The 22,693-nt window shown below is 66.4% G+C and carries 23 protein-coding genes and 1 tRNA gene; 15 read left to right on the forward strand and 9 right to left on the reverse strand.

All coding sequences use genetic code 11. The annotated features are described in order from the left end of the window. Position 1 precedes the first annotated feature (1 nt). From argH to argF, 8 genes are all read left to right on the forward strand, one after another. Positions 2 to 1,522, forward strand: coding sequence for an argininosuccinate lyase (gene argH / locus GWG54_RS04645; protein WP_167936672.1), 1,521 nt, complete (start codon positions 2 to 4; stop codon positions 1,520 to 1,522). A gap of 213 nt (positions 1,523 to 1,735) precedes the next feature. Further along, positions 1,736 to 1,900, forward strand: a complete 165-nt coding sequence (lysW, locus tag GWG54_RS04650) for a lysine biosynthesis protein LysW (protein ID WP_005554620.1) — start codon at positions 1,736 to 1,738, stop codon at positions 1,898 to 1,900. After that, entirely contained in the window at positions 1,897 to 2,781 is an 885-nt protein-coding gene (gene lysX / locus GWG54_RS04655; RefSeq protein ID WP_167936673.1) for a lysine biosynthesis protein LysX, read from the forward strand. Before lysW ends, lysX begins: the two co-directional genes overlap by 4 nt. Beyond that, complete coding sequence (gene argC / locus GWG54_RS04660; RefSeq protein ID WP_167936674.1) at positions 2,781 to 3,857, forward strand: N-acetyl-gamma-glutamyl-phosphate reductase; 1,077 nt, start codon at positions 2,781 to 2,783, stop codon at positions 3,855 to 3,857. Before lysX ends, argC begins: the two co-directional genes overlap by 1 nt. Position 3,858: 1 nt before the next feature. Beyond that, positions 3,859 to 4,716 carry an acetylglutamate/acetylaminoadipate kinase gene (locus GWG54_RS04665; protein WP_167936675.1) on the forward strand — a complete coding sequence of 286 codons (858 nt, stop codon included), beginning with the start codon at positions 3,859 to 3,861 and terminating at the stop codon, positions 4,714 to 4,716. Further along, positions 4,713 to 5,867, forward strand: a complete 1,155-nt coding sequence (locus GWG54_RS04670; RefSeq protein ID WP_167936676.1) for an aminotransferase class III-fold pyridoxal phosphate-dependent enzyme — start codon at positions 4,713 to 4,715, stop codon at positions 5,865 to 5,867. The genes GWG54_RS04665 and GWG54_RS04670 overlap by 4 nt, the downstream gene beginning before the upstream one ends. Continuing rightward, on the forward strand, positions 5,864 to 6,973 hold the full coding sequence (locus GWG54_RS04675; RefSeq protein ID WP_167936677.1) for a [LysW]-lysine hydrolase: 1,110 nt from the start codon (positions 5,864 to 5,866) through the stop codon (positions 6,971 to 6,973). Before GWG54_RS04670 ends, GWG54_RS04675 begins: the two co-directional genes overlap by 4 nt. Next, complete coding sequence (gene argF / locus GWG54_RS04680; RefSeq protein WP_167936678.1) at positions 6,973 to 7,884, forward strand: ornithine carbamoyltransferase; 912 nt, start codon at positions 6,973 to 6,975, stop codon at positions 7,882 to 7,884. The genes GWG54_RS04675 and argF overlap by 1 nt, the downstream gene beginning before the upstream one ends. An 18-nt stretch (positions 7,885 to 7,902) precedes the next feature. Here argF and GWG54_RS04685 read toward each other — a convergent pair whose 3' ends face one another. After that, positions 7,903 to 8,367, reverse strand: a complete 465-nt coding sequence (locus tag GWG54_RS04685; RefSeq protein ID WP_167936679.1) for a histidine kinase — start codon at positions 8,365 to 8,367, stop codon at positions 7,903 to 7,905. A 119-nt stretch (positions 8,368 to 8,486) separates the two neighbouring features. Between GWG54_RS04685 and GWG54_RS04690 the strand changes: the two genes are divergently transcribed. From GWG54_RS04690 to GWG54_RS04705, 4 genes are all read left to right on the forward strand, one after another. Continuing rightward, entirely contained in the window at positions 8,487 to 8,741 is a 255-nt protein-coding gene (locus GWG54_RS04690; RefSeq protein WP_167936680.1) for a hypothetical protein, read from the forward strand. Between the two features lie 31 nt (positions 8,742 to 8,772). After that, on the forward strand, positions 8,773 to 9,150 hold the full coding sequence (locus GWG54_RS04695; RefSeq protein WP_167936681.1) for a helix-turn-helix domain-containing protein: 378 nt from the start codon (positions 8,773 to 8,775) through the stop codon (positions 9,148 to 9,150). Positions 9,151 to 9,224: 74 nt separating this feature from the next. Then, a complete protein-coding gene (thrC, locus tag GWG54_RS04700) occupies positions 9,225 to 10,502 on the forward strand; it encodes a threonine synthase (protein WP_167936682.1) in 1,278 nt (425 codons plus the stop codon). Between the two features lie 161 nt (positions 10,503 to 10,663). Further along, positions 10,664 to 11,560, forward strand: coding sequence for a transcription initiation factor IIB family protein (locus tag GWG54_RS04705; RefSeq protein WP_167936683.1), 897 nt, complete (start codon positions 10,664 to 10,666; stop codon positions 11,558 to 11,560). 3 nt (positions 11,561 to 11,563) lie between these two features. Here GWG54_RS04705 and GWG54_RS04710 read toward each other — a convergent pair whose 3' ends face one another. Both GWG54_RS04710 and GWG54_RS04715 read right to left on the reverse strand, forming a co-directional pair. Continuing rightward, entirely contained in the window at positions 11,564 to 14,209 is a 2,646-nt protein-coding gene (locus GWG54_RS04710) for an AAA family ATPase (protein ID WP_167936684.1), read from the reverse strand. 70 nt (positions 14,210 to 14,279) lie between these two features. Further along, a complete protein-coding gene (locus tag GWG54_RS04715) occupies positions 14,280 to 14,978 on the reverse strand; it encodes a DUF502 domain-containing protein (RefSeq protein WP_167936685.1) in 699 nt (232 codons plus the stop codon). A gap of 251 nt (positions 14,979 to 15,229) precedes the next feature. On the opposite strand from GWG54_RS04715, the gene GWG54_RS04720 reads away from it, so the two are divergent. Continuing rightward, positions 15,230 to 15,481, forward strand: a complete 252-nt coding sequence (locus tag GWG54_RS04720) for a hypothetical protein (protein WP_167936686.1) — start codon at positions 15,230 to 15,232, stop codon at positions 15,479 to 15,481. A 163-nt stretch (positions 15,482 to 15,644) separates the two neighbouring features. On the opposite strand, the gene GWG54_RS04725 is transcribed toward GWG54_RS04720, so the two are convergent. Continuing rightward, positions 15,645 to 15,839, reverse strand: a complete 195-nt coding sequence (locus tag GWG54_RS04725) for a cold-shock protein (RefSeq protein WP_167936687.1) — start codon at positions 15,837 to 15,839, stop codon at positions 15,645 to 15,647. Between the two features lie 417 nt (positions 15,840 to 16,256). Here GWG54_RS04725 and GWG54_RS04730 point away from each other — a divergent pair, with 417 nt between their 5' ends. After that, entirely contained in the window at positions 16,257 to 16,415 is a 159-nt protein-coding gene (locus tag GWG54_RS04730) for a hypothetical protein (protein ID WP_167936688.1), read from the forward strand. A gap of 225 nt (positions 16,416 to 16,640) precedes the next feature. Here the strand turns inward: GWG54_RS04730 and GWG54_RS04735 are convergent. Next, positions 16,641 to 16,713: transfer RNA gene (locus tag GWG54_RS04735), tRNA-Pro, on the reverse strand. An 83-nt stretch (positions 16,714 to 16,796) separates the two neighbouring features. Here GWG54_RS04735 and GWG54_RS04740 point away from each other — a divergent pair. Then, positions 16,797 to 17,054 carry a pro-sigmaK processing inhibitor BofA family protein gene (locus GWG54_RS04740; protein WP_008421456.1) on the forward strand — a complete coding sequence of 86 codons (258 nt, stop codon included), beginning with the start codon at positions 16,797 to 16,799 and terminating at the stop codon, positions 17,052 to 17,054. A gap of 56 nt (positions 17,055 to 17,110) precedes the next feature. Here the strand turns inward: GWG54_RS04740 and GWG54_RS04745 are convergent, their stop codons facing one another. The 4 genes from GWG54_RS04745 to GWG54_RS04760 form a co-directional block, all read right to left on the reverse strand. Next, positions 17,111 to 19,177: a DEAD/DEAH box helicase gene (locus GWG54_RS04745; protein WP_167936689.1), complete on the reverse strand. Its 2,067-nt coding sequence runs from the start codon at positions 19,175 to 19,177 to the stop codon at positions 17,111 to 17,113. Positions 19,178 to 19,230: 53 nt separating this feature from the next. Next, complete coding sequence (locus GWG54_RS04750; RefSeq protein WP_167936690.1) at positions 19,231 to 20,349, reverse strand: ABC transporter substrate-binding protein; 1,119 nt, start codon at positions 20,347 to 20,349, stop codon at positions 19,231 to 19,233. Between the two features lie 77 nt (positions 20,350 to 20,426). Then, the gene (locus tag GWG54_RS04755; RefSeq protein WP_167936691.1) at positions 20,427 to 21,284 is read right to left on the reverse strand and encodes an ABC transporter ATP-binding protein; all 858 of its coding nucleotides are present in this window, start codon (positions 21,282 to 21,284) and stop codon (positions 20,427 to 20,429) included. Beyond that, complete coding sequence (locus GWG54_RS04760; protein WP_167936692.1) at positions 21,284 to 22,393, reverse strand: iron ABC transporter permease; 1,110 nt, start codon at positions 22,391 to 22,393, stop codon at positions 21,284 to 21,286. Before GWG54_RS04760 ends, GWG54_RS04755 begins: the two co-directional genes overlap by 1 nt. Positions 22,394 to 22,693: the final 300 nt, after the last annotated feature.

The following is a 22,693-nucleotide window of genomic DNA, read 5'->3' on the forward strand; positions in this document are numbered from 1 at the left end:
GATGAGCGGAGAGGAAGCTCCCGACGGCGAGGACGGGTCGGGCGTCGTCCGACGGGACCGCTTCAGCGGCGGCCCCGCCCGGAGCTTCCTCTCCTCGCTTGCGGCCGACGAGCGGATCTTCGAGGCCGACCTCGAGGTCGACCGCGCCCACACCCTCATGCTCGCTGAGCAGGGGATCCTCGCGGACGACACCGCAGGGGAGATCCTGACGGCGCTGGACGCGATCGAAGTCGACGGCCACGACTCCCTGCCCGACGGCGAGGACGTCCACGAGGCCATCGAGACGGCCGTCATCGAACGGATCGGCCCGGACGGCGGGAAGATGCACACCGCCCGCTCGCGCAACGACGAGGTCGCGACCTGCATCCGCTACCGCCTGCGCGAGGACGTCCTCGAGGCGATCGAGACGACCCTCGCCCTGCGCGAGGCCCTGCTCGAGGTCGCCGACGAGGGTCGGGAGACGATCATGCCCGGCTACACGCACCTCCAGCCCGCCCAGCCGACGACCGTCGCTCACTGGGCGCTGTCCTACGAGGGCGCGGTCCGTCGCGACACCGAGCGCCTGTTCGACGCGTACGGACGGATCAACGAGTCGCCGCTGGGCGGGGCGGCGTTCGCGGGCACGACGTTCGACATCGACCGCGAGCGCACGGCGGAACTGCTCGGCTTCGAGGGCGGTCCCGCGAGCAACGCGAGGGGGAGCTCGGCGGAGCGGCGCTCCGCCGTTGTTATCGAGAACTCGATGGACGCCTCCTCGAGCCGCGACTTCCTGCTCGAGACGACCCAGGCGCTGTCGACCCACGCGACGACGCTGTCGGGGCTCGCCGAGGACCTCGTGATCTTCGCGAACCGCGGGTTCGTCGACCTCGCGGACGACTACTCCTCGACGTCCTCGATCATGCCCCAGAAGAAAAACCCCGACACGCTCGAGCTCGTCCGCGCGGTCGCGGGCGACGCCGCGGGTGGGGTCCAGGGGCTGACGACGACGTTGAAGGGACTTCCCCGCGCGTACAACCGCGACCTCCAGCGGGCGACGACCCACGCCTGGGAGACCGTCGACGCCGTGACGGAGGCAAGCGAGGTCGCCGCGGGTGCGGTCGCGACGGCCGACTGGAACGAGGGGACGCTCGCGGCGGAGGCCGGCAAGGGGTTCTCGACGGCGACCGGCGTCGCCGACCTGCTGGCGGCGAACGGACTGCCGTTTCGCACGGCTCACGAGATGGTCGCGAGCGCGGCGGAGAACGGGGGCGACTACGAGGCGCTCGAGGCCGCCGCGGGGGACGTACTCGGTGAACCTCTCGAGAGCTACGTCGACCCCGCGGCCGTCGAGGACGCGCTGGATCCCGAGGCGAGCGTGGCGAGTCGGGACTCGCGGGGCGGCCCCGCCCCCGAGGTGGTCGCCGAGCAGCTCGAGGACGCCCGCGAGGCACTCGCGGCCGACGAGGCGACCCACGCGGCGACCGACGAGGCGCTCGAGGACGCCCACACGGCGCTTCGCGAGGAGGTGAACGCCTATGTCTGAGCTTCGCTCGGTGTTCCCCGTCGGCCAGCTCCGATCGGCGACCCCGATCCCGCCGCCGTCCCCGCGAGGGGACGATATACAATTTGAATGATACGAGGGACAAAATCTGCCGGAAAACGCGCGTCACACACCGTTAGCGTGTAGTGCAGCTATTGTAATTTTGTTGTTAGGTTCGAAGGTTTTAAGGGTTCGGCGGTCCCAGTATGGAGTACAATGACAGAATGCGTCGAGTGTGGGGCGGAAGTGTCCCTGCACGACGATCTGGAAGTGGGAGAGATCGTTGACTGTACGACCTGCGGAGCCGAGCTGGAAGTCGTCGACACCGAGCCGCCAGTCCTCGAGCGAGCCCCGGAGCTCGAAGAGGACTGGGGTGAGTGACCTTGAAGGTAGGAATACTCTACTCCCGGATCCGCAAGGACGAGAAGCTCCTCCTCTCGGAGCTTCGTGAGCGCGATCACGAGGTCGAAAAGATCGACGTCCGCAAGCAGACTTTCGACATCGGCGAGGCCCCCGAGGCGTTCTCGGATCTCGACGTCGTCGTCGACCGCTGTCTGGCCACCAGCCGCAGCCTCTACGCGACGCAGTTCTTCGAGGCCTACGGCATCCCGGTCGTCAACAGCAACGAGACGGCCGAGATCTGCGCCGACAAGGTCAAGAACAGCCTCGCGCTCGAGAAGGCGGGGGTTCCCACGCCCGCGACGAAGGTCGCGTTCACCAAGGAGACCGCCCTTGAGGCGATCGAGGAGTTCGGTTACCCCTGCGTACTCAAACCCGTCGTCGGCTCGTGGGGCCGCCTGATGGCCAAGATCGACTCCCGCGACGCCGCGGAGGCGATCTTAGAGCACAAGGCGACGCTGGGTCACTACGAGCACAAGGTGTTCTACGTCCAGGAGTTCGTCGAAAAGCCCGGTCGCGACATCCGCGTCGTCGCGATCGACGGCGAACCCGTCGCGGGAATGGTTCGGTCGTCGGACCACTGGATTACCAACGCCGCGAAAGGTGCCGAGACGGACGTCTTCGAGCCCGACGACGAGGCCGCCGAACTCGTCGAGAAGGCGAGTGACGCCGTCGGCGGCGGCCTGCTGGGTATCGACCTCATGGAGACGGAGGACGGGTACACCGTCCACGAGGTCAACCACACCGTCGAGTTCAAGGCGCTCAACGACGCCGTCGAGACCGACGTCGCCAGTACCGTCGTCGACTGGCTCGAGGAGAAAGCCGCCGAGAACGGCGCCGAGGAAGTCGAGGTGACGCCCTGATGGCGGTCGGCACCGACGCCAGCGCCGACGAATCCGCCGAGACCGTCACCGCGACGGTCGTCGGCGGCAGCGGCTTTACGGGCGGGGAGCTCCTGCGCCTGCTCGCGGGCCACCCCAACTTCGAGCTCGCGGAGGTGACGAGCCGCTCGAAGGCCGGCAAGAGCGTCGGCTCGGTCCACCCGCCGCTGCGTGGGACCGACCTGCGCTTTACCGAGCCGGAGGACTTCGAGTCGGTCGACGTCCTGTTCGCCGCGACGCCACACGGCGTCTCGATGGGGCAGGTAGACGAGTTCTTCTCCATCGCCGACACCGTGGTCGACCTCTCGGCCGACTTCCGGCTCGATACGGAGGAACAGTACGACGAGTGGTACGACGGCCACGACGCGCCAGAGTACCTCGAGAAGGCCGAGTACGCCCTGCCCGAAATCAACCGCGAGAACCTCGCGGGCGCGGAGCTGATCGCCGGCGGCGGCTGTAACGCCACCGCCACCATTCTGGGGCTGTACCCGCTGTTCGAGCACGGAATCCTCGAGGGCGGCGAGCAAGTCGTCGTCGACGTGAAGGTCGGCTCCTCCGAAGGAGGTGCCGGCGGCGGTGAGGCCTCCTCGCATCCGGAACGGTCGGGCGTCGTTCGCCCCTACGCGCCGACGGGCCACCGCCACGAGGCCGAGATCGAGCAATTCCTCGACACCTCGGTCGCCTTCACCTGCCACGCCGTGGACATGATCCGCGGCGCCAGCGCGACGGGCCACGTCTTCCCCTCGGGACCGGTCTCGAAGGGCGACCTCTGGAAGGCCTACCGCGGCTGCTACGAGGACGAGCCGTTCGTCCGGATGGCCGCGGGCGGCTCCGGCGTCTACCGCTATCCGGAACCGAAGTCGGTCGCGGGGACGAACCTCGCCGAAGTCGGCTTCGAGCTCGACCCCTCCAACAAGCGCGTCGTCGTCTTCTCGGCGATCGACAACATGATGAAAGGCTCCGCGGGACAGGCGGTCCACGCCGCCAACGTCGCGCTCGGCCTCGAGGAGACGGCCGGACTCGAGTTTACGGGGCTCCACCCCGTGGGGGCGCCCTGAGATGACAGTGGTCGTCAAAATTGGCGGTGCACGCGCCGTCGACCCCGAGGGTGCGCTCGCCGACGTCGCCTCCCTCGTTGACGACGGCGAGGACGTCGTCCTCACCCACGGCGGCTCGACGGCCGTCGACGAGACCCTCGAGGATCTGGGTCAGGAACCGACCTACGTCGAGACTCCGGGGGGAGTGGTCGGTCGCTTCACCGACGAGGAGACGATGGACGTCTTCAAGATGGTGATGCCCGGCAAGCTCAACACCGACCTCGTCGAGAGCCTCCAGAACGAGGGCGTCGACGCCGTCGGCCTCTCCGGAACCGACGGCAAGCTCCTCGAGGGCAAGCGAAAGTCCGCCGTCCGCGTAAAGGAGGACGGCAAGAAGAAGATCAAACGCGGCGACCACTCGGGCAAGATCGAGGCGGTCAACGCGGACCTCCTCGAGACCGTGCTCGCGGGCGGCTACACGCCCGTCGTCTCCGTACCCATCCTCGGGAAGGAGAAGTCGGGCGGGTACACCGCCGTCAACGCCGACGCCGACCGCGCCGCCGCGGCGATCGCGGGCGCGCTCGAGGCCGATCTGGTCGTGCTGACCGACGTCTCGGGGATCTACGAGGATCCCGACGACGAGTCGACGCGGATCGACTCGGCGTCGACCCCGGAGGAGTTCGCGGCGGTCGAGGACGCCGCGGAGGGGTTCATGACCAAGAAGGTCATGGCTGCCCAGGAGGCCCTCGAGGGCGGCGCCTCGTCCGTCATCGTCGCCGCTGCGAACGCGGACGAGCCGATTACCAGCGCACTCGCGGGCGAGGGGACGACCCTCGAGCCGGGCGCGCTCGCGGACGAAACCGAGGAGGTGGCGCAGTGAGCGACCACGACTTCGTCTCCGGCAGCAAGCCCATCGGCCTCGAGCGCGGCGAGGGACCGTCCCTCTACACCGCCGACGGGACGGAGTACCTCGATGCGGGCGCGAGCTTCGCGTGTACGCCGCTGGGCCACTCCCATCCCGCGGTCGTCGACGCGGTACAGGAGCAGGTCGGCGAGCTAACCTTCGTCGACTCCTCGTTTCCCGTCCAGTCCCGCGAGGACGCCTACGCGGCGTTCGTCGCGGCGACGCCCGACGGACTCGAGTCGGCCTGGTTCTGTAACTCCGGGACCGAGGCCAACGAGGCCGCGCTGAAGTTCGCTCGCTCGGCGACCGGCGAGTCGAAGATCATCGCGGCGACCCGTTCGTTCCACGGCCGGACGATGGGAGCGCTCGCGGCGACCTGGAAGGACAAGTACAAAGAGCCCTACGAGCCCCTGGCCGGCGACGTCGAGTTCGTTCCCTACGGCGATAGCGAGGCCCTCGCCGACGCGGTGGACGACGAGACCGCGGCCGTCATCCTCGAGCCGATCCAGGGCGAGGGCGGGATCAACCTCCCGCCCGCGGGCTACCTCGAGACGGCCCGCGAACTGACCGACGAAACCGGTGCGGCGCTGGTCTTCGACGAGGTCCAGACCGGGATGGGCCGCACGGGATCGATGTGGGCCTGCCAGAACGCGGGCGTCACGCCCGACGTGCTCACCACGGCGAAGGGCCTCGGGAACGGCCTGCCCGTCGGCGCCGTCGCGGTCCGAGACTGGATCGCCGACGGCGCGGCCTCGCACAATGCCACGTTCAGCGGCGGCCCCGTCGTCGCCGCCGCGGTCCACGCGACGATTTCGACGCTGGTCGAGGAGTCCTGGCCCGCCCACGCCGCCGAGGTCGGCGACTACCTCGTCGACGAACTCGAGGCCGCACTCGGCGACGCGGTCCGCGAGGTCCGCGGCGAGGGGCTGCTCGTCGGCATCGAGTTGAAACGCGGCGCGAACCGCGTCGCTCGCGACCTGGCGATGAACCACCAGGTGCTGGCGCTGCCCGCGGGCCGGACCGTCCTGCGCCTGCTGCCGCCGCTCGTGATCGACGAGGGCGAAGCCGACCGACTCGTCGAGGCGCTGACCGAGACCGTCGTCCCCGAGGCCGCATCAGAATCATGAGCGCGAGTGTGACCGACGCGACCGACGTTTCGGCGGAGGACGCCCGAAACCTGCTGGTCGATCTCGTCTCGATTCCCTCGCCGACCGGGGAAGAACGGGAGGCGGCCGAACGGCTCGTCGAGTTCTTCTCGGCGAACGGCCGCGAGGCCTGGATCGACGAGGTCGGCAACGTCCGCGCACCCGCTGACGACGCCGTTTTGCTGACCTCTCACATCGACACCGTTCCCGGCGAGATCCCCGTCGAGGTCCGCCCCGCCGACGCCGAGGACCTCGAGGACGAAGTCGCCGAGGAGGAAGGCGAGGACGTCCTCTGGGGCCGGGGCAGCGTCGACGCCACCGGTCCGCTCGCGGCGATGGCCGTCGCCGCCGTCCGAACGGGAGTTTCCTTCGTCGGTGTCGTCGGCGAGGAGACCAACTCCCGCGGCGCCCGCCACCTGGCCGTCGACCGCGAGGAACCCGACGCCGTCGTCAACGGGGAACCCAGCGGCACCACCGGGATCACGCTGGGGTACCGGGGCTTTCTCTCCGGCACCTACGTCGCGACCAGCGAGTCGGGCCACACCTCCCGGCCCGAACCGAACGCGATCCAACACGCCACCGAGTGGTGGACCAACGTCGAGGCCGCCTTCGAAGACGACGAGTACACGCCCGTCTTCGAGCGGGTCACGGCGAAACCCGTCGACATCGACGGCGGGGTCAGCGAGGACGGCCTCTCGGTCGAGACGACCCTGCAGGCCCAGCTTCGGATTCCCCCGTCGCTCGACGCCGAGTCGGTCCGCGAGACCGCCGAGGCCGAACTCGAGATCGGCACCGTCTCCTGGGCCGAGCCGATCCCGCCGGTGATGGAGAGTCCGCGCACCGAGGTCGCCCGCGCGTTCCGCGCGGCGATCCGTAAGGAGGGTTGCGACCCGCGGCTGCTCCGGAAGACCGGCACCAGCGACATGAACCTCTACGCCGGCGCGTGGGGCTGTCCGATGGTCACCTACGGCCCGGGCAACTCCGAGCTCGACCACGCGCCCGACGAGCGCCTCTCGCTCGCCGAGTTCGACCGCTCGGTCGAGGTGCTGACGCGAGTGGCGACGACCCTTCGCGGAGGCGACGACTGATGGCCGAGCCGCGACACTTCCTCGAGATCGACGACCTCTCGCGCGAGGAGCTGACCGCGGTCCTCGACCGCGCCGAGGCGTACAAACGCGCCGAGGCGAACGGCGAGGACCACGCCGACCTCGAGGGACAGACCCTGGGGATGATCTTCCAGAAGCCCAGCACGCGAACCCGCGTCTCCTTCGAGACGGGGATGACCCAGCTGGGCGGCCACGCGATCTTCCTGGGCGCCGACGACATTCAACTGGGTCGGGGCGAGCCGCTGAAAGACACCTCCCGGACCCTCTCGCGGTACGTCGACGTCGTCATGGCTCGGCTGTTCAAACACGACAACGTCGAGGTACTGGCCGAGCACTCCTCGGTGCCGATCGTCAACGGGCTCACCGACGACGCCCACCCCTGTCAGACGCTGGCGGACCTGCTGACGATCCGCGAGGTGGCGGGTGGGTTCGAGGACGTCTCGGCCGCGTGGGTCGGCGACGGCAACAACGTCGCCCAGTCGTTCGTCATCGGCGCGGCGCTTGCCGGCATCGACCTCGCGGTCGCCACGCCCGAGGGGTACGGCATCGACGACGCCGTCCTCGAGCGCGCCCGCGAACTCGGCGGCGACCCGACGACCACGACCGACCCCGCTGCGGCGGTCGACGGCGCGGACGTCGTCTACACCGACGTCTGGATCAGCATGGGCCAGGAGGACGAACGCGACGTTCGGACGGACGCCTTCGAGGGGTTCCAAGTCAACGCGGACCTGCTCGAGGACGCCCCCGACGCGTCGGTGATGCACTGTCTGCCCGCCCACCGCGGCGAGGAGATCACCGACGACGTCATCGAGAGCGACCGCTCGATCGTCTTCGACCAGGCCGAGAACCGCCTCCACGCCCAGAAGGCGCTGTTGAGCTGGCTGCTCGAGTAGCGAGCGAATTTTTCTCGTTTACCGCTCGAGGAACCCGTACGCGATCCCGAGGACGATCCCGTAGACCGCGTGGCCCAGCAGACTCCCGACGTCGACGTTCGGCAGCGGCGGCGCCATCGGGAAGCCGACGGCCGAGAGCCAGATCGGCATGACGACGACTGCGAGACCGACCCAGACGACGATTCCGTAGGCGAGCCCGAGGACGGCGCTCCGAACCATCCCGTTCTGTCCCGTCGCCGTGAGCGCCGCCGCGAAGACGACGCCGAGCACCGCGCCGTGTGAGACGTGGAGGATCCAGCCGGCGAAACCGCCTTCGAGCCCGTACATCGCCGGGATCGCCATCTCGAGCACGTCCGGCATCTGCATCGCCATCATCGCGCCGAAGGCGATCGCGCCGACGATCGCGCCGACGACGCCGGCCTGCCAGGGTTCGAGTGCGGTTCCGGTACGTTCGCCCGTTCGAGTTCGTACTTTCGATACCATACGGTACCAATACACTCGAGGGTGCGTAGCAGTGTTCCGGTCTGGTACCGGTCGCGCACGGGTGCCGAACGTCGGAGCGACGCGAAGGTTCTTGGCGCGGGCTCGCCCAGTTCGTTCCGATGGCGGATCCGCTACGCATCGAGGCCGGAGATCTCGAGGCCGACGCGATCCTCGAGGCGATCGAGGACGGTCGACGCGTCGTGGTTACGACCACGACCCTCGGCGACGAACACGAGGTCACGCTGCGGTACGACGGATCGGTGTACTACTGCGATACCCCGACCCGATTGCACCGCCACGAGAGCGCACGAGAGATGCGGACCTGTATCCGGAACATGGGGTACGGAACGGTGTCCGTTGGCGACGACACGTGACGCTTTCACTTCCGGGGCCGTAGCGTCGCGTATGTCGACCGATCCCGACCACCGTTTCGACGAGCTGATGGAAACGTCGGATCCCGGATTCGCCACGGTGATGAGCTGCGTCTTCGGCATCGAACCCCACGAAACCCGAACCTACCTCGCGCTCCTCGATCGGCCCGGTAGCACGATCGACGAGCTGGAGGCCCCGCTCGATCGCGACCGGAGCACGATCAACCGTTCGCTGACGACGCTGTACGAGCGCGGAATCGTCAGCCGGAACCGACGGCTCCTCGACGGCGGGGGGTACGTCTACCAGTACACCGCCGTTTCGCTGCCGGAGGTCAAGCGGATGCTTCACGAGGCGCTCGACGCCTGGACGGCGACGGTTCACGGGGTCATCGACGACTTCGACGAGACGTGATCGCTCCGTCGATCCCGCAGCGACGCTGACTTCGATCGGCCCCCTTTTTGCCCGTGGGCTACCACGCTCCGGTAATGAGTCTCAGCCTCTCCGCCGAGGACCCGACCGTCCCCGACGACGCGGCCGACGGCGCCTGGCTCGAGTGTATCGACTGCGGCGAGACGTTCGCTCCCTTCGCGGACGTCCGCTACACCTGCGACGACTGCGACGGGTTACTCGAGGTTCGGTACGCCGACCTTCCGACCTTCGATGACTTCGAAGGCGAGGGCGTCTGGCGCTACGCCGACGCCTTGCCCCTGGAGTCGGGCGTCTCGATCCGGGAGGGCGCGACGCCGCTGTACGAGGTGCCCCACCTCGAGGACGAGATCGGCGTCGAGACGCTGCGGATCAAACACGAGGGGATGAACCCGACCGGCTCGTTCAAGGACCGCGGGATGACCGTTGGCGTCGCCGTCGCGCGGGAACTCGGCGTCGACCGACTGGCCTGCGCCTCGACGGGCAACACCAGCGCCGCGCTGGCGGCCTACGGCTCCCGCGGGGGAATGGAGACGCTCGTCCTGCTTCCCGCAGGCAAGGTCGCCGCGGGGAAGGTCGCCCAGGCGAGCCTCCACGGCGCCCGCATTCTGGAAGTCGACGGCAACTTCGACGCCTGCCTCGACATCGTTCAGGAACTCGCGACTCAGGGCGAGGCCTACCTGCTGAACTCGCTGAACCCCTTCAGACTCGAGGGTCAGAAGACGATCGGTCTCGAGATCCTCGAGGCCTTCCGCGAGGACTACGGCGCCGTCCCCGATCGGATCGTCCTCCCGGTCGGCAACGCGGGCAACACCGCGGCGCTGTACAAGGCGTTCCGCGAGCTCGTCCAGGCCGGCGAACTCGAGCCTGCGGCCGTCCCGAAGCTCACCGGGGTCCAGGCCGAGGGCGCCGCACCGATGGTCGAGGCCATCGAGAACGGCGCCGACGAGGTCCGGCGATGGGACGACGTCGAGACCCGCGCGACGGCGATCCGGATCGGCAACCCCGTTAACGCGCCCAAGGCCCTGCCCGGGATCCGCGAGACCGACGGTACCGCGATTTTGGTCTCCGACGAGGAGATCACCGACGCCCAGCGCGCGCTCGCGGGCGAAGGCATCGGCGTCGAGCCCGCCTCCGCGGCCTCCGTCGCCGGGCTCCGCAAGCTCCGCGCCGAGGGAATCGTCGGGAGCGACGAACGGGTCGCCTGTCTCACCACCGGCCACCTGCTCAAAGATCCCGACGCGGCCGCCGCGGCCGGCAACGACCCCGAACCGGTTCCGGCCGACACCGACGGCGTCCTCGAGCGTCTCGCTGACGGAAACTCGTCGGACCGATAGCGCCATCGACGTGCTCACCCGTCTCAAGGGGAGGTCTCGAGTCGGTGGGCCGAACGGCGACCCGATCCGACCGCCACTTATTTCCAACATTTTCTAGAGGATATCTTACATTTTAAGTAGCAAGAAGCGACATAGTTCTCCCTAACCGGTGATCATTACCAATGGCTGCAGACGATTCGACTGAAAGCTGTTCGGAATGCGGCGGACGACTGCGGGCGACGGAGACCGAGCTGATCTGCGAGAACTGCGGACTCGTCTCTGGAGAGGACGCGATCGACCGCGGCCCCGAGTGGCGTTCGTTCGACGACGGACCGGATCGCCGACGGACGGGCGCGCCGCTGACGCGCTCGCGACACGACCGGGGACTCTCGACTGAGATCGGCTACGGAAGCGGCTCCAGTCCTCGGTCTCGCCTGACCGGTCGAAAACGACGGCAGATCGCCCGTCTCAGGCGGGAACACAACCGAGCTCGGATCTCAACGAAGGCCGAGCGCAATCAGGTGTACGGGTTCACCGAGATCAAACGCGTCAACGGATTGCTGTCGCTTCCCGCCTCCGTTCGGGAGCAGTCGTGTACCCTCTTCGAGTCGGCCCAGTCCGAGGGGCTGTTACAGGGGCGGTCGCTCGAGGGGTTCGCTGCGGCCGCGATCTACGCGACCTGTCGGACGAACTCGCTGGCCAGAACGATCGACGAGATCGTCGCCGTCGCCCGCGCCGACACCGACGAGCTCAAGGCCGCCTACGACGCCCTGAACCGCGAACTCGAGCTCCCGACCGGCCCGATCGATCCGACCCAGTACCTGCCGCGGTACGCCTCGAAACTCGAACTCGAGCCCGCGATCGAGAACCGGGCTCGCGAGCTCGTAACGGCGCTGCTGGAAGACGGGGCCATCGGCGGGCGGAACCCGAGCGGCGTCGCCGCGGCCTGTCTGTACGCGGCCGCCGGAGAACGGGAGGAGTGGCCGTCGATCACCCAGACCGCCGCGGCCGACGTCGCCGACGTCGCACCCGCGACGATTCGGTCGACGGCCGTCGCACTCGACGATCGGGAGCAGTAATCGTTAGGTCGTTCGGAGCGTGTCGGTGCTCGGCTCGTAGACCTCGCCCTTCTGTTTGAGCTTGTCGATCTCGTGTTCGGCCTTGGACTCGTCCATCCCGATCTCGTCGGCCCGCTCGAGGACGATGTCGACCGGGGCGCCCTCGTCGTACTCCTCCTCGATGTCGCTGATCAGCCCCTTGATGTTCTTGATCCGGTCGCGCTGGGACTTCGAGGTGCCGGCCTCGACGATGTCGGCGTCGAACTCGCCGGTTTCCGGGTCGACGCCGATATCCTGCAGGCACGAGCGGACGATCTCGACGACCCGCTCGGCGTCGCGCTGTTCGACGGTATCCGAGAGGCGAACCCGGGCGCTTGCCTCCGAGAGCCGCACCAGTGCCTCGAGCTTTCGAGCCGTGACCGGAACCGGGGCGTCCTCGTCGGTCCCCTTCGCGCGCAGGTCGACGTAGAAATCGCGGATCGTCTCGCGGGCCTCCTCGGTCATCCGCGGGTGGCAGTTCTGTTTCGCGTAAGCGATGTACTTCCGGAGGAGTTCGGCGTCGATGACGGGGTCGACCTGCTCGGTCATCTCCTCGATCTCGCCCTCGCTGACGTCGAGGCTGGTCATCTCCTCGCGCTGGGTGGTCAGCTCGCCCGCGTAGTTGGTCGTCAGGATGTGCTCGGCGAGGTTCTTGTCCTTCTCCTCGTCGGGCTGGTCCGTAACCGTGAAGATGAGGTCGAACCGCGAGATGAGGGCCGGCTCGAGGTCGATCTGCTCGCCGATCGGCTCGTACTGGTCGAACCGGCCGTACTTGGGATTCGCGGCACCGAGCAGCGAGCAGCGGGACTTGAGCGTGGCGTTGATTCCGGCCTTCGAAACCGAGATCTTCTGTTGCTCGAGGGCCTCGTGCATGGCCGACCGGTCCTCGGAGTTGTGAACGACCATGCCGTTGGCGATGAAGTTGTGGGTCCCTTCGACTGTTAGATCGTAAACGTAGTTCCAGCCCTTGCTGTCGATTCGTTGAATCTCGACGATCTCCTTTGGTTCGATATCTCGCAGACTCGGATCCGTTGATTGCTCGGCGGTCACGACCCCGCCATCGGTAGCGACTGCCGGTCGATCGCACGGAGCCAACGTTCGGTCGCCGACCTTGAGGGTCTCTGCACTCCGTTCGGCAATCTCGTCGTTCTCGTAGACGAAAAACGGATGATCAGGCGTCGATCGCAGCCGGTTCCCATCTTCGGTAACGACCTCGATCAGTTCCGGCGGCGCCTCGTATTCGTGGACGGCAGTAACTGGTCGTTCGGCGATTGCTCCGGAGTCGGTCATCGTTCGGACGGTAAGGTCTACGTCTCGGATCGTGCGACCGTTCTGGAGATCTTCGATCGAACCGTTCACTCCCGCTTCCCGTACGATTTCGCGAATTTGTCTGTTTCCATCACATGTCTGCACCACTGTATCTCCTGTGACACACCGCATCTTGTCGAGCTCGTCGACCGCTGCGATGCCCTGATCGGCGAGAACTAAAGCGCCGGCTTCGAGCGTCCACTGCTGTCCATCGCCGAAATCATCCCTCACAGCTGCTGCGGTAAGCCCGGCCGAAGACGATCCCTTCCCGGAGGTGTAGACTGATCGAGGTGCAATATTTTGGATATACCCTAGCATTTGAGACTTACCGGTACCGGGGTCCCCTATGAGGAGCATATGCAGATCGCCACGGATCCGCGAGCCGTCGGGCAACTGCTTCGTCACGCCCGAAAAGAGCTGCAAAATCATCGCGAGCTTCTCCTGCTCGTAGCCGTAGATCGAGGGCGCGATCGAGCCGACCATCTGCTCGTAGATGTCCTCGCTCGAGGAGAGCCGGACGATCTCGGCTTTGTCCTCGTCGGTGATGTCCATGTCCTCGAACTGCTCCTCGTCGATGTCGACGGACATGCCTTCCATGTAGAAGTCGAAGACTGGAGACTTGTCCTGGCCGTCGCCCTGTTGTTCGAGGCGAAGCACGCCGGTCGCGGAGACGTGGTCGCCCGGCGTCACCTCGCCGGTGATGTCGTCCTCGACGTGGACGTCGAGCGACTGGGGCGTCTCCCCGCCGCGCAGGCCCTCGGGGCTCTCCTGGATGCGGAGCTTCTGGGAGTCGACGAACTCCGACTGATCGAAGTTCACCCTGAAGGGCCCCTGGCGTTCACAGCCCTGGCACTCGTGGGGTTCCTGGAAGTCGCCGCTGGACTGGGGCACTCGAGTGAGGGTGCCACAGAGCTGGCACTCGAAGGCGGCCTCCTCGATCTTGGGGCGGACGTCGGTCGCCTTGCGGACGATCCCTCGAGCCTGCACGAGGGAGTTCATGTCGCGGGCGCGGATGTCTCGGATCTCGGGCGACTCCGTCTCGGGGAGGTTTCGAACCCGAACGTGGGCCTGGCCGAGGCTCACGTCGATCGGGAGGTCGTACAGCCGCAGGGCCTCCTCGGCGTAGCGCTGGAGCTGTTCGGGCTGGGCGAGGAAGTCGTCGGCCAAGTTCGGATCGTACCGGTAGAGATCCTGCCAGTCGACGTGGAGCGATCGCTGCTCGTTGGGGTACTGCTGCGCAAGCTGCTTGATCTCGTTGTCGTAGTAGTTGCGGAAGAACTGCTCGAACGAGTCGACGAGTTCAGAATTTCCCGCTTGCGCCATTGCACGTCCGTAGGGTCGCCACCGTGTATAAATGGTCGCAAAGCGGACCGAAACTGGTCGCGAGCGCGAGTTACCGATCCGCGGCCGAACCGATCGCCGAACCGTCCGCAGTCGGCCGATCGGCGTCCTCGTCCGGTTCCGCGCCGAGTTCGTCGACGGAGACGCCGAGCGTCGCGATCGAGCGCACGGCCTCCTCGACGGTGACGTCGACGTCGTAGACGTTGTCGATCGGAATGTGCATGATGTAGCCGTTGGTCGTGGGGTTCGGACCGAGCGGGACCATGACCGTCAGCATCTCGCCCTCCCCGACGACGCGTTCGACGCTCGCCGGCGTATCAGCCGTCAGAAATCCGAACACGTACGCGTCCTTGTGCGGAAACTCGACGAGCTTGACCTCCTTGAACTGATTCGTGTCGTCGTCGACCAGAATGTTACTCGCCCGACGAACGCTCTCGTAGAGCGTGCTCACGCCGGGAATGGTCTCCATCGTCGCGTGGATTCGCTTCGAAACGTGTTTTCCCGGCGTGTGCTCGGCGGCGAACCCGACGAGCAGGAAGAACCCGACCAGCGAGAGCAGCATCGTCGACTGGATCACGACCCGTGGGGGTTCGTTGGGCCAGACGTACTGTACCCCGTCGACGATCGGCGAGAGAATTCCGAGGACGAAATCGATCACGACCAGCAACACGAGCAGCGTCACGACGAGCGGGACCGTCAGAACGATCCCGTTGACGAGCCACCGCTTCGGTCGCTCCGAAACCGCATTCATACGGTTACGTGGCCGACAATCGGTAGAAAGCGTTCGGGTTGCGTTTGCGATTCGTCTCGAGCCTCGACCGATCGCGTCGCGCCGAGCCGACGGATTCGCCTCGAACGCGTCGATCGCTGTCCGTAACGATCGGAACCGCGTAAGAACGGTAGCCCGCGCCGTACGGCCGGACGCTACACCCTTCGTGGCCGAGGGTCTCCACGGCCGTGACCGAGAGCTGTGCTTTTATCCGTCGGGAGCGTACGGACTGCATGACACCACGATCGGCGCCGCGTTCGGACCGCACCCGCCAGCGGGCCGTGACCGCCCGTCTCGAGGCAGCGACCGAACGACTCGATACCCTGGAGGGTCGCCAGCGACAGCTCGAGCGCACGGTCGCGGCGGTGGCTCGGGAGGCCGGAGTGTCGGTCGGCTCCCCGTGCACCCGGTGTGATCGAAGCCACACGCTCGTAAAATCCGGGCTCGTCTACTGTCCGGAGTGTGGGTACAGACGGACGCTTTGAGGTTCGGAACCCGGAAGCGAACCGTCTCGAAAAATCTGTGCGCCGACCGACGAAACAGCCTAACGCGGTCGCTGTGTCGGTCGAAAGACCCCGATCGCACGCCGATCGTACGATCGGTGGAAAAGCTGATGCGGTCGCCGTTCGGCGACCGACTATCGCCTGGTTAGACGCGCTCGACGTTCGTCGCGCGCGGACCCTTGGGGGCCTGCTCGATGTCGAACTCGATCTCGGTACCCTCCGTCAGGTCCTCGCCGCCGACGTCCTCCATGTGGAAGAATACGTCCTCGTCAGCGTCCTCAGTCTCGATGAAACCGTAACCGCCCGTGTCGTTGAAGAAGTCAACCGTACCGTTTGCCATTACAACCAGACAGTATCCCGGCACACGGATAAGGGTTGGCATTCGTCCCTCTAAATCCGGGTGCTGTATACGAATGTCTACTAGCATCGGTAATACGAGAACTTTATGCGAAGTGGATCGGTTCTGTGCGCAGAGGCTTCCCAACTCCCCGCCTCTGACCGGTACGAGCGAAGAATCTACCGTTCTCGTTCCCGAACTGCGACCGAATCCCGACGGCTCGGCGTCGCGTCCCGAACGAGCCGTTCGGTTTTGGGCACAATCCACCGTCCGTCCTCGTCCCTTTCCGGAACTGTGGTAGTTCCGCAAACTCCAGGAACCGAGCCGTCAGTGACGACCCGTAGCGGGCGATCCTCTCCGCCGACCGGCGCCTTCGTGTTTCGGCGAGCCCTTTTTGCTCCGCTGTGGCGTAGCTCTCGTATGACTTCCCGAACACCGGTGTTCTGTCAGGTGTGCAACGAGACGATCGATTCCGAGCACTCCCTCGAGCACCACCTGATCTACGAGCACAGACCTCGCGAGCTAGCCAGCCGGCTGGCTTCCGAGTGGGAGGCCGAGGAGCTCGGCACTGAGGAGTAACGACGGGTTCCGAACTCGGTGAATGTTCGCATTGAGACGCTGTCTCTCGGCGGTCTCGAGTCGCGTTCGGCGAGACCGCCGCCGCTCACGGATTTGCTCGCAGCAGTACTATGGGATCGCCCGGATTTGGACCACGCGAACGGCTCGCGGTGCTCGCCGTTCTCTAGTTCAAATCGGCCGATATAACGAATTTGTCGCTCACGCTGTTGTTCGCGACAAAAGTAGTGGGATCGCCCGGATTTGAACCGGGGTCACGGGCACCCAAGGCCCGAAGTATACCAAGCTAACCCACGATCCCGTATCTCTCATTCCGGACGAACCGCTTAAAGCGTTTCGTTCCGTACCGAACGGCTTTCCCCGCTTCGCTCGCTACGCTCGAGTATGGTTACAGGAATCGAGATTCTCCTCCTGGTGATCGTTCTCGTCGCCGTACTGGGCGCGACGACGATCATCCAGACGGTTCGTCCCTTCATCGTCAACGCTGTCGTCGGACTGCTCGTGTTGTTTCTGGCCCAGGCCGGCTTCGGCGTCTCGGTCGCGATCACGCCGATCGCCCTCCTGATCGTCGCGCTCGGCGGGCTACCCGGCTCGCTGCTGGTGTTGTTGCTCTCGCTGTTCGGCGTCGCCTTCGTCCCCTGACTCGAGAAGCAGCTCGGTTCGTCTACCGTCCCCGCTCTCACGACTCCATCGAGTTCCTACAGATCCTCGTCTCGAAGCTCGATATCGGCGATCAGGTCGTAGGGGTGGGCCTCTTTCCGAATGCCGTCGACGAGCGCGAACGCCTCGCCGGGCGAGAGGAAGTGCCGCGTGACGACCTGGCCCAGCGGTGTCGGCTCGAACCCGTCGATAAAGTCGTACTCGAGGAGCTTCCCGATGGCGTGTTTGGTCGGCACCTCGCCGAGCATCCGATCGTTGAGGCGCTTGGCGGCTTTGCCGCCGACCACGACGTTCGCCAGCGTCTCCTCGACGGCGGCGTCCTCGTCGTAGTGGGTCATCACCGACTCCATCTCTCCCTTGAGGAGCTTGAAGGCGACCTCGTCCTCGGTCATCTCCATCGAGCCGTGGTACGAACAGTCGGGTTCGACCAGCACGTACACCTTGCCCTCGTCGTGGTAGTCCGGCCGACCCGCACGGCCGAGCATCTGGTGGAACTCCTGGACCGAGAGCCACTCGATGCCCATCGCCAGCGAGTCGAAGATCACCTGCGAGGCCGGGAAGTCCACGCCGGCCGCGAGGGCGGCGGTCGTCACCACGGCGGAGAGTTCCTGCTCGCCGAACTGGCGCTCGACCTGTTTGCGTCGCCCGTAGTCGAGTCCGGCGTGATAGGGCGCGGCGGAGTACTCGAGCTTCCGCGAGATCTCGTGACACCGCCGGCGGGAGTTCGTGAAGATGATCGTCTGGCCCCGATACCCCTTCGAGGACTCGGTATCGAACTCCCGTTTGACGAGTTTGTTCTCGATGCGGACCTTCTCCTGGCCGTCGGCGAAGGTGACGTGGCGCTCGATCGGGACGGGTCGCTCCTCGAACTCGATGAGCTTCGACTCGAGGACCTCGGCGAGCTGTTCGGTGTTGCCGACCGTCGCCGAGAGGTAGATCCACTGGGCTCCTCCGTACTCGTCCCGTCGGGCCGCGCGCTGCTCGCAGGTGTACTTGAGTCGGGAGATCAGCCCGTCGAGTCGGTGGCCCCGTTCCTCCTCTTTGAGGGTGTGGACCTCGTCGATGACGACGGTGCCGATGTTGCCGAGGTCCTTGCCCGTCCGCAACGCGTGGTCGATCCCTTCGTAGGTGCCGACGATGACGTCGGCGTCGGGATCGAACCGGTTCCCGTCGTCGGTGATCCGGCTCGCACCCACCCGCAGCGAGACGTCGACAAGGTGGCCGTACTCGTCTTCGAAGTCCTCGTGTTTCTGGTTCGCGAGTGCGACGAGCGGAACCAGAAACAGCATCTTCCCCTTGCCGTTGAGCACGCGGTTGAGGCCGGCCATCTCGCCGACGAGAGTCTTCCCGGTCGCGGTCGCCGAGACGACCAGCTGGTCGTCGCCCTCGAAGAGGCCGTTCTCGACCGAGAGGCTCTGGACCGGCAGCAGGGTCTCGAATCGGTCCTCGAGCAGCCCCTGTAATCCCGGATGCAGATTCAGCGAGTCCACCCGGACGGGGTCGACCTCGTCGGTCGTCGCCGAGATGGTGTCGAACTGGGTGAGGTCGGGGTCGAGCTGGCCCTGCAGCAGGTTGACGATCCGCTGGAGGTCCTGCACCTCGAGCATCAGCTCCTCGAGGCGCTCCTTCGCGGCGCCGGTGACCGCCCCGCTGCCGGAAAAGGAGAGCTGGCGCTCGAGTTCCTGGCGGGCGCAGTCCCGACAGATCCAGTCGGTGTCGTCCTTGACCGCGGTGTCGGTCGTCACCGGGGAGTACCGCCCCGCGGAGGCGCAGTAGCGGCAGGTCCGGACGGCCTTGGCCTTGTCCTCGAGCTGGTAGCCCGACAGCATCTCGGTGAGCTCGCGGCGCTTCTCGGGCGAGGTCTGTTCGGAGATACGGATACGCTTCGCTCGACGGGCGAGCTCGACGAACTCGTCGGGCTGGCGGGGCTCCTCGCTCGAGCCGTCCTTCAGCCGGAACTTCGCGGGGCGGGGACCCGCGGAGGTCTCGGAGAGTCCGAGTTTCGCCCGGAACAGTCGCTTGCCGTCTTGCTGGACGACGACGAGGTAGTCGTCGCCCGTCTGGTGGCAGAATATCGTTTCGACGTCCTGGACCTGCTGCGACACGACGACGAGTACGGCGCGACGGTATTTCAGCGGTTCGGACTCGAGCGGTCCGTTCAGGCGTCGCCGTTGACGATGTCGCTAACGGCCTCGGGGTCGAACAGCTGCTCGTCGACGTCGTAGACCTGCTCGGCTGCGCGCTGGGTGACGACGAGGTTCGTGATCGGCCCCTGGTAGAGCGGCCCGCCGCGGTAGACGTCGCCGTTCCGGACGGCCGTCAGCTCGCCGCCGGCGGCGTCGGCCTCCATGTCGGCGACGACGGTCTCCCGGAACTCCTCGGCGCTCGCGTCCTCGTTGCCGCGACAGAGGATGACGTCGGGGTCGACCTCGAGCAGCGTCTCGTAATCGATCTGTCCGCGGGAGCTGTGGAAGTCCTCGACGTCGCTCTCGGCGAGGGCGTCGCGGACGCCCAGGTCGCGCCACTGCTTGAAGCTCGTCCCCTCGTTGATGACGTACGGGAGGAACGTGCCGTCGCCGTTGGGCCACAGGACTGCGACCGCCGGCCGCTCCTCTTCCGGCGGCACCACGTCCTCGAGGGTCGACTGGAACTCGTCGTGAAGCTCCGCAAAGGCCTCGTAGCGCTCCTCTTCCTGGAATACCTGCGAGAGCTTCTCGAAGGCCTCGTACAGCGTGAGGTACTCGTAGTCGTCGTGCCAGTCGTACTCCCGCGAGAAGATGCTGTTGCCGAAAAACGGCCCGACCCCCGCAACGTCCTCGATGTCGCTTTCCTCCCAGCCGTCGTAGCGGTTCTGCAGGAAGTTCGGATCGATGACGTGGACGTCGGCGTCGTGGTCGTAGAACTTCTCCTTGTCGACGCCGTCGCCGTCCTCGTACAGCGCGTCGATCGAGCCCCCGTCGATGGAGACGTCGGGGACCTCGTCGTAGTAGCGAGTGTGATACCGCGAGGGCATCCAGAGCGCCTCGGGGGGGTCCCGACCCAGCGCGACGCCCATGTCGGCCCAGCTACCGTTGTTGGCGACCCACGTCTCCGGGACGCCCTCGAACTCGACCTCGTCGACGGGCGGCATCGATACGCTGTACGACTCCCCGTCGCCCGAGCCGTCGCCGCTTCCCCCGTCTCCATCGCTGATACAGCCGGCCAGCGCGGTCCCGGCGGCGACCGCGGCGCCCGTTCGAACGATGTTCCGTCTCGTCCACTGTCTCGTGTCGGCCATCACCTTTTAGGCTAGCCTAAAAGTATATAGTTATTACGACTATCGGGAGAGAAGTGGTGGTTTGCGGATCGAGACGCTCACCGATCGGACAGCGCGCGCTTGGGGAGCACCTGCAGTTCGGGTTCGCGCGTTACCCTGGCCTCGACGCCGAAGACGTCGGCGAGGAGCTCCTCCGTGACGACCTCCTCGGGCGGCCCCCAGTCGTAGAGCTCGCCGTCGCGCATGGCGACCAGGTAGTCCGCGAAGCGCGCCGCCTGCGAGATGTCGTGGAGGACGACGGCAACGGTGACGCCCTTTCGCTCGTTGAGCTGGCGGATCGTCTCGAGGACGCGGAACTGGTGGTGGACGTCGAGAAACGTCGTCGGCTCGTCGAGCAACAGCACGTCGGTCTCCTGGGCGAGGACCATGGCGATCCAGGCGAGTTGCTTCTGGCCGCCGCTGAGCTGGCCGAGTTCGGTCTCGCGGAGCGCTTCGATCCCCGCCAGCTCGACTGCGCGGTCGACCGCCTCGTGGTCCTCGACGTCGACGCCGTCGAAAAAGCCCCGGTGGGGGTAGCGGCCGTGGTAGACGAGGTCCTCGACGGTGATCGAGCCCAGCGAGTCGTTCTCCTGGGAGAGCACGCCCAACTCCCGGGCCAATTCCTTGGGATCGAACGAGTTCAGGTCGTTCCCGTGGATCGTGATCGTTCCCGCGTCGGGTTCGAGGTGGTTCGAGAGCCCCTTCAGGAGCGTGCTCTTCCCGCTGCCGTTCGGACCGACGAGCGCGGTGACGGCCCCCTCTGGAACGTCGAGGCGCGCGCAGTCGACGACGGTCTCCTCGCTCGTCGGGTAGCTGAGTTCCAGCCCCTCGCCGACCAGGGCGCTCTCGACGGCGACGCCGTCGCCGTCGGTGATTCGATGCCGTCCTCGGTCCGTATCGCGTTGCGTTCGTGCCATTAGAGTTCACCCATCGATCGCTGCTTGCGCATCAGATAGAGGAAGTACGGACCGCCGATCAGGCCGGTGACGACGCCGACGGGCATCTGTACGCCCCCCAGCGCGAGCCGTGCGGCGACGTCGGCCGTGACCAGCAGTGCGGGTCCGGCGAACGCGCAGCCGATCATCAGTCGCCGGTAGTCGCTTCCAACGGTGTTTCGCACGATGTGGGGGACGACGAGCCCGAAGAAGCTGACGATACCCGCGATCGCGATGGCGACGCTCGCGGCCAGGATCGCGAGCGCCGACAGCAGGAACCGGACCCGTTCGACGCGCATGCCGAGCGACCGGGCGGTGCTCTCGCCGAGCATCAACACGTTCAGCTGTCGCGAGCCCGCGAGCGCGAGCGCGATTGCGACGATCGCCGGCAGGATCGCGATCCGGACCTCCGCCCACCCGGTTCCGGTCAGCGATCCCGTGAGCCAGGCGATCGCGCTCTGGACGACGCCCAGATCGTCGGCGAAGAAGAACAGCCCCTGCTGGAGGGACTGGAAGACCATGTTGACGATGACGCCGGCGAGTACGAGTCGGACGGGACTGGTCCCGCCCTTCCAGGCGATCGTGTAGACGACCAGAAACGCGAGCGTGCCGCCCAAAGCGGCGATCAGCGGCAGGAACGGCGAGAGGCCGCTGAAGACGACGAGCGTCGCCAGGACGGCGAATCCGGCCCCCGAGCTGACGCCCAGAACGAAGGGACTCGCCAGTTCGTTGCGTGTCACCGCCTGGAAGATCGCCCCGGAGACGGCCAGCGTCGCGCCCGCGATAACGCCGACGAACACCCGCGGCAGTCGGAGGCTCCAGACGACGACGCTCTCGGTGCTCACGTCCGGCGGTTCCGTTCCGAACAGGAACGACGACCAGGCCTCGAGGTTGAAGATCACTGCGGGGTTGAACACCGCCTCCCAGGCCCCGCGCAACGTCATCGAGTACTCTCCGAAGCTCACCTGTATTAGCCCGGCGACGACGGTGACGACCGTGCTCGCCAGACAGAAAAGCACGAGCGTTCCCGTCAGCCAGTTTTCCCGTTCACGGGCCGACGGGTGTCCCCCGACCGACTTCGCTTCTCCCATCACCATTTAGGTGTGCCTAAAAGACATATAGGAGTTGTGATTGCGAACCGACGCGACGGCGATCGGTTCGACCCTCGAGCGGGAGTCCGTCGGCGATCGACTGTCGGGGGCCGTCTCGAGGGGCGGCCGTTCACCGAACGACTCGGCCCTGTCGCTTCTCGCGGAAACGACTTCCGGCCGTCGTTCCGTCTTTCGGGCGCTCGGATTCGTCGCTCGATTCCGCCGCCCCGACCGAACGTGTCACTGCTCTTTATTTAGGCCGACCTAAAACCAGTGGATTTACAATCTTTTAGGGTAGCC

Origin of the sequence: Natronococcus sp. JC468, from assembly GCF_012163165.1 — an archaeon.
In the GTDB taxonomy this organism is placed as follows: domain Archaea; phylum Halobacteriota; class Halobacteria; order Halobacteriales; family Natrialbaceae; genus Natronococcus; species Natronococcus jeotgali.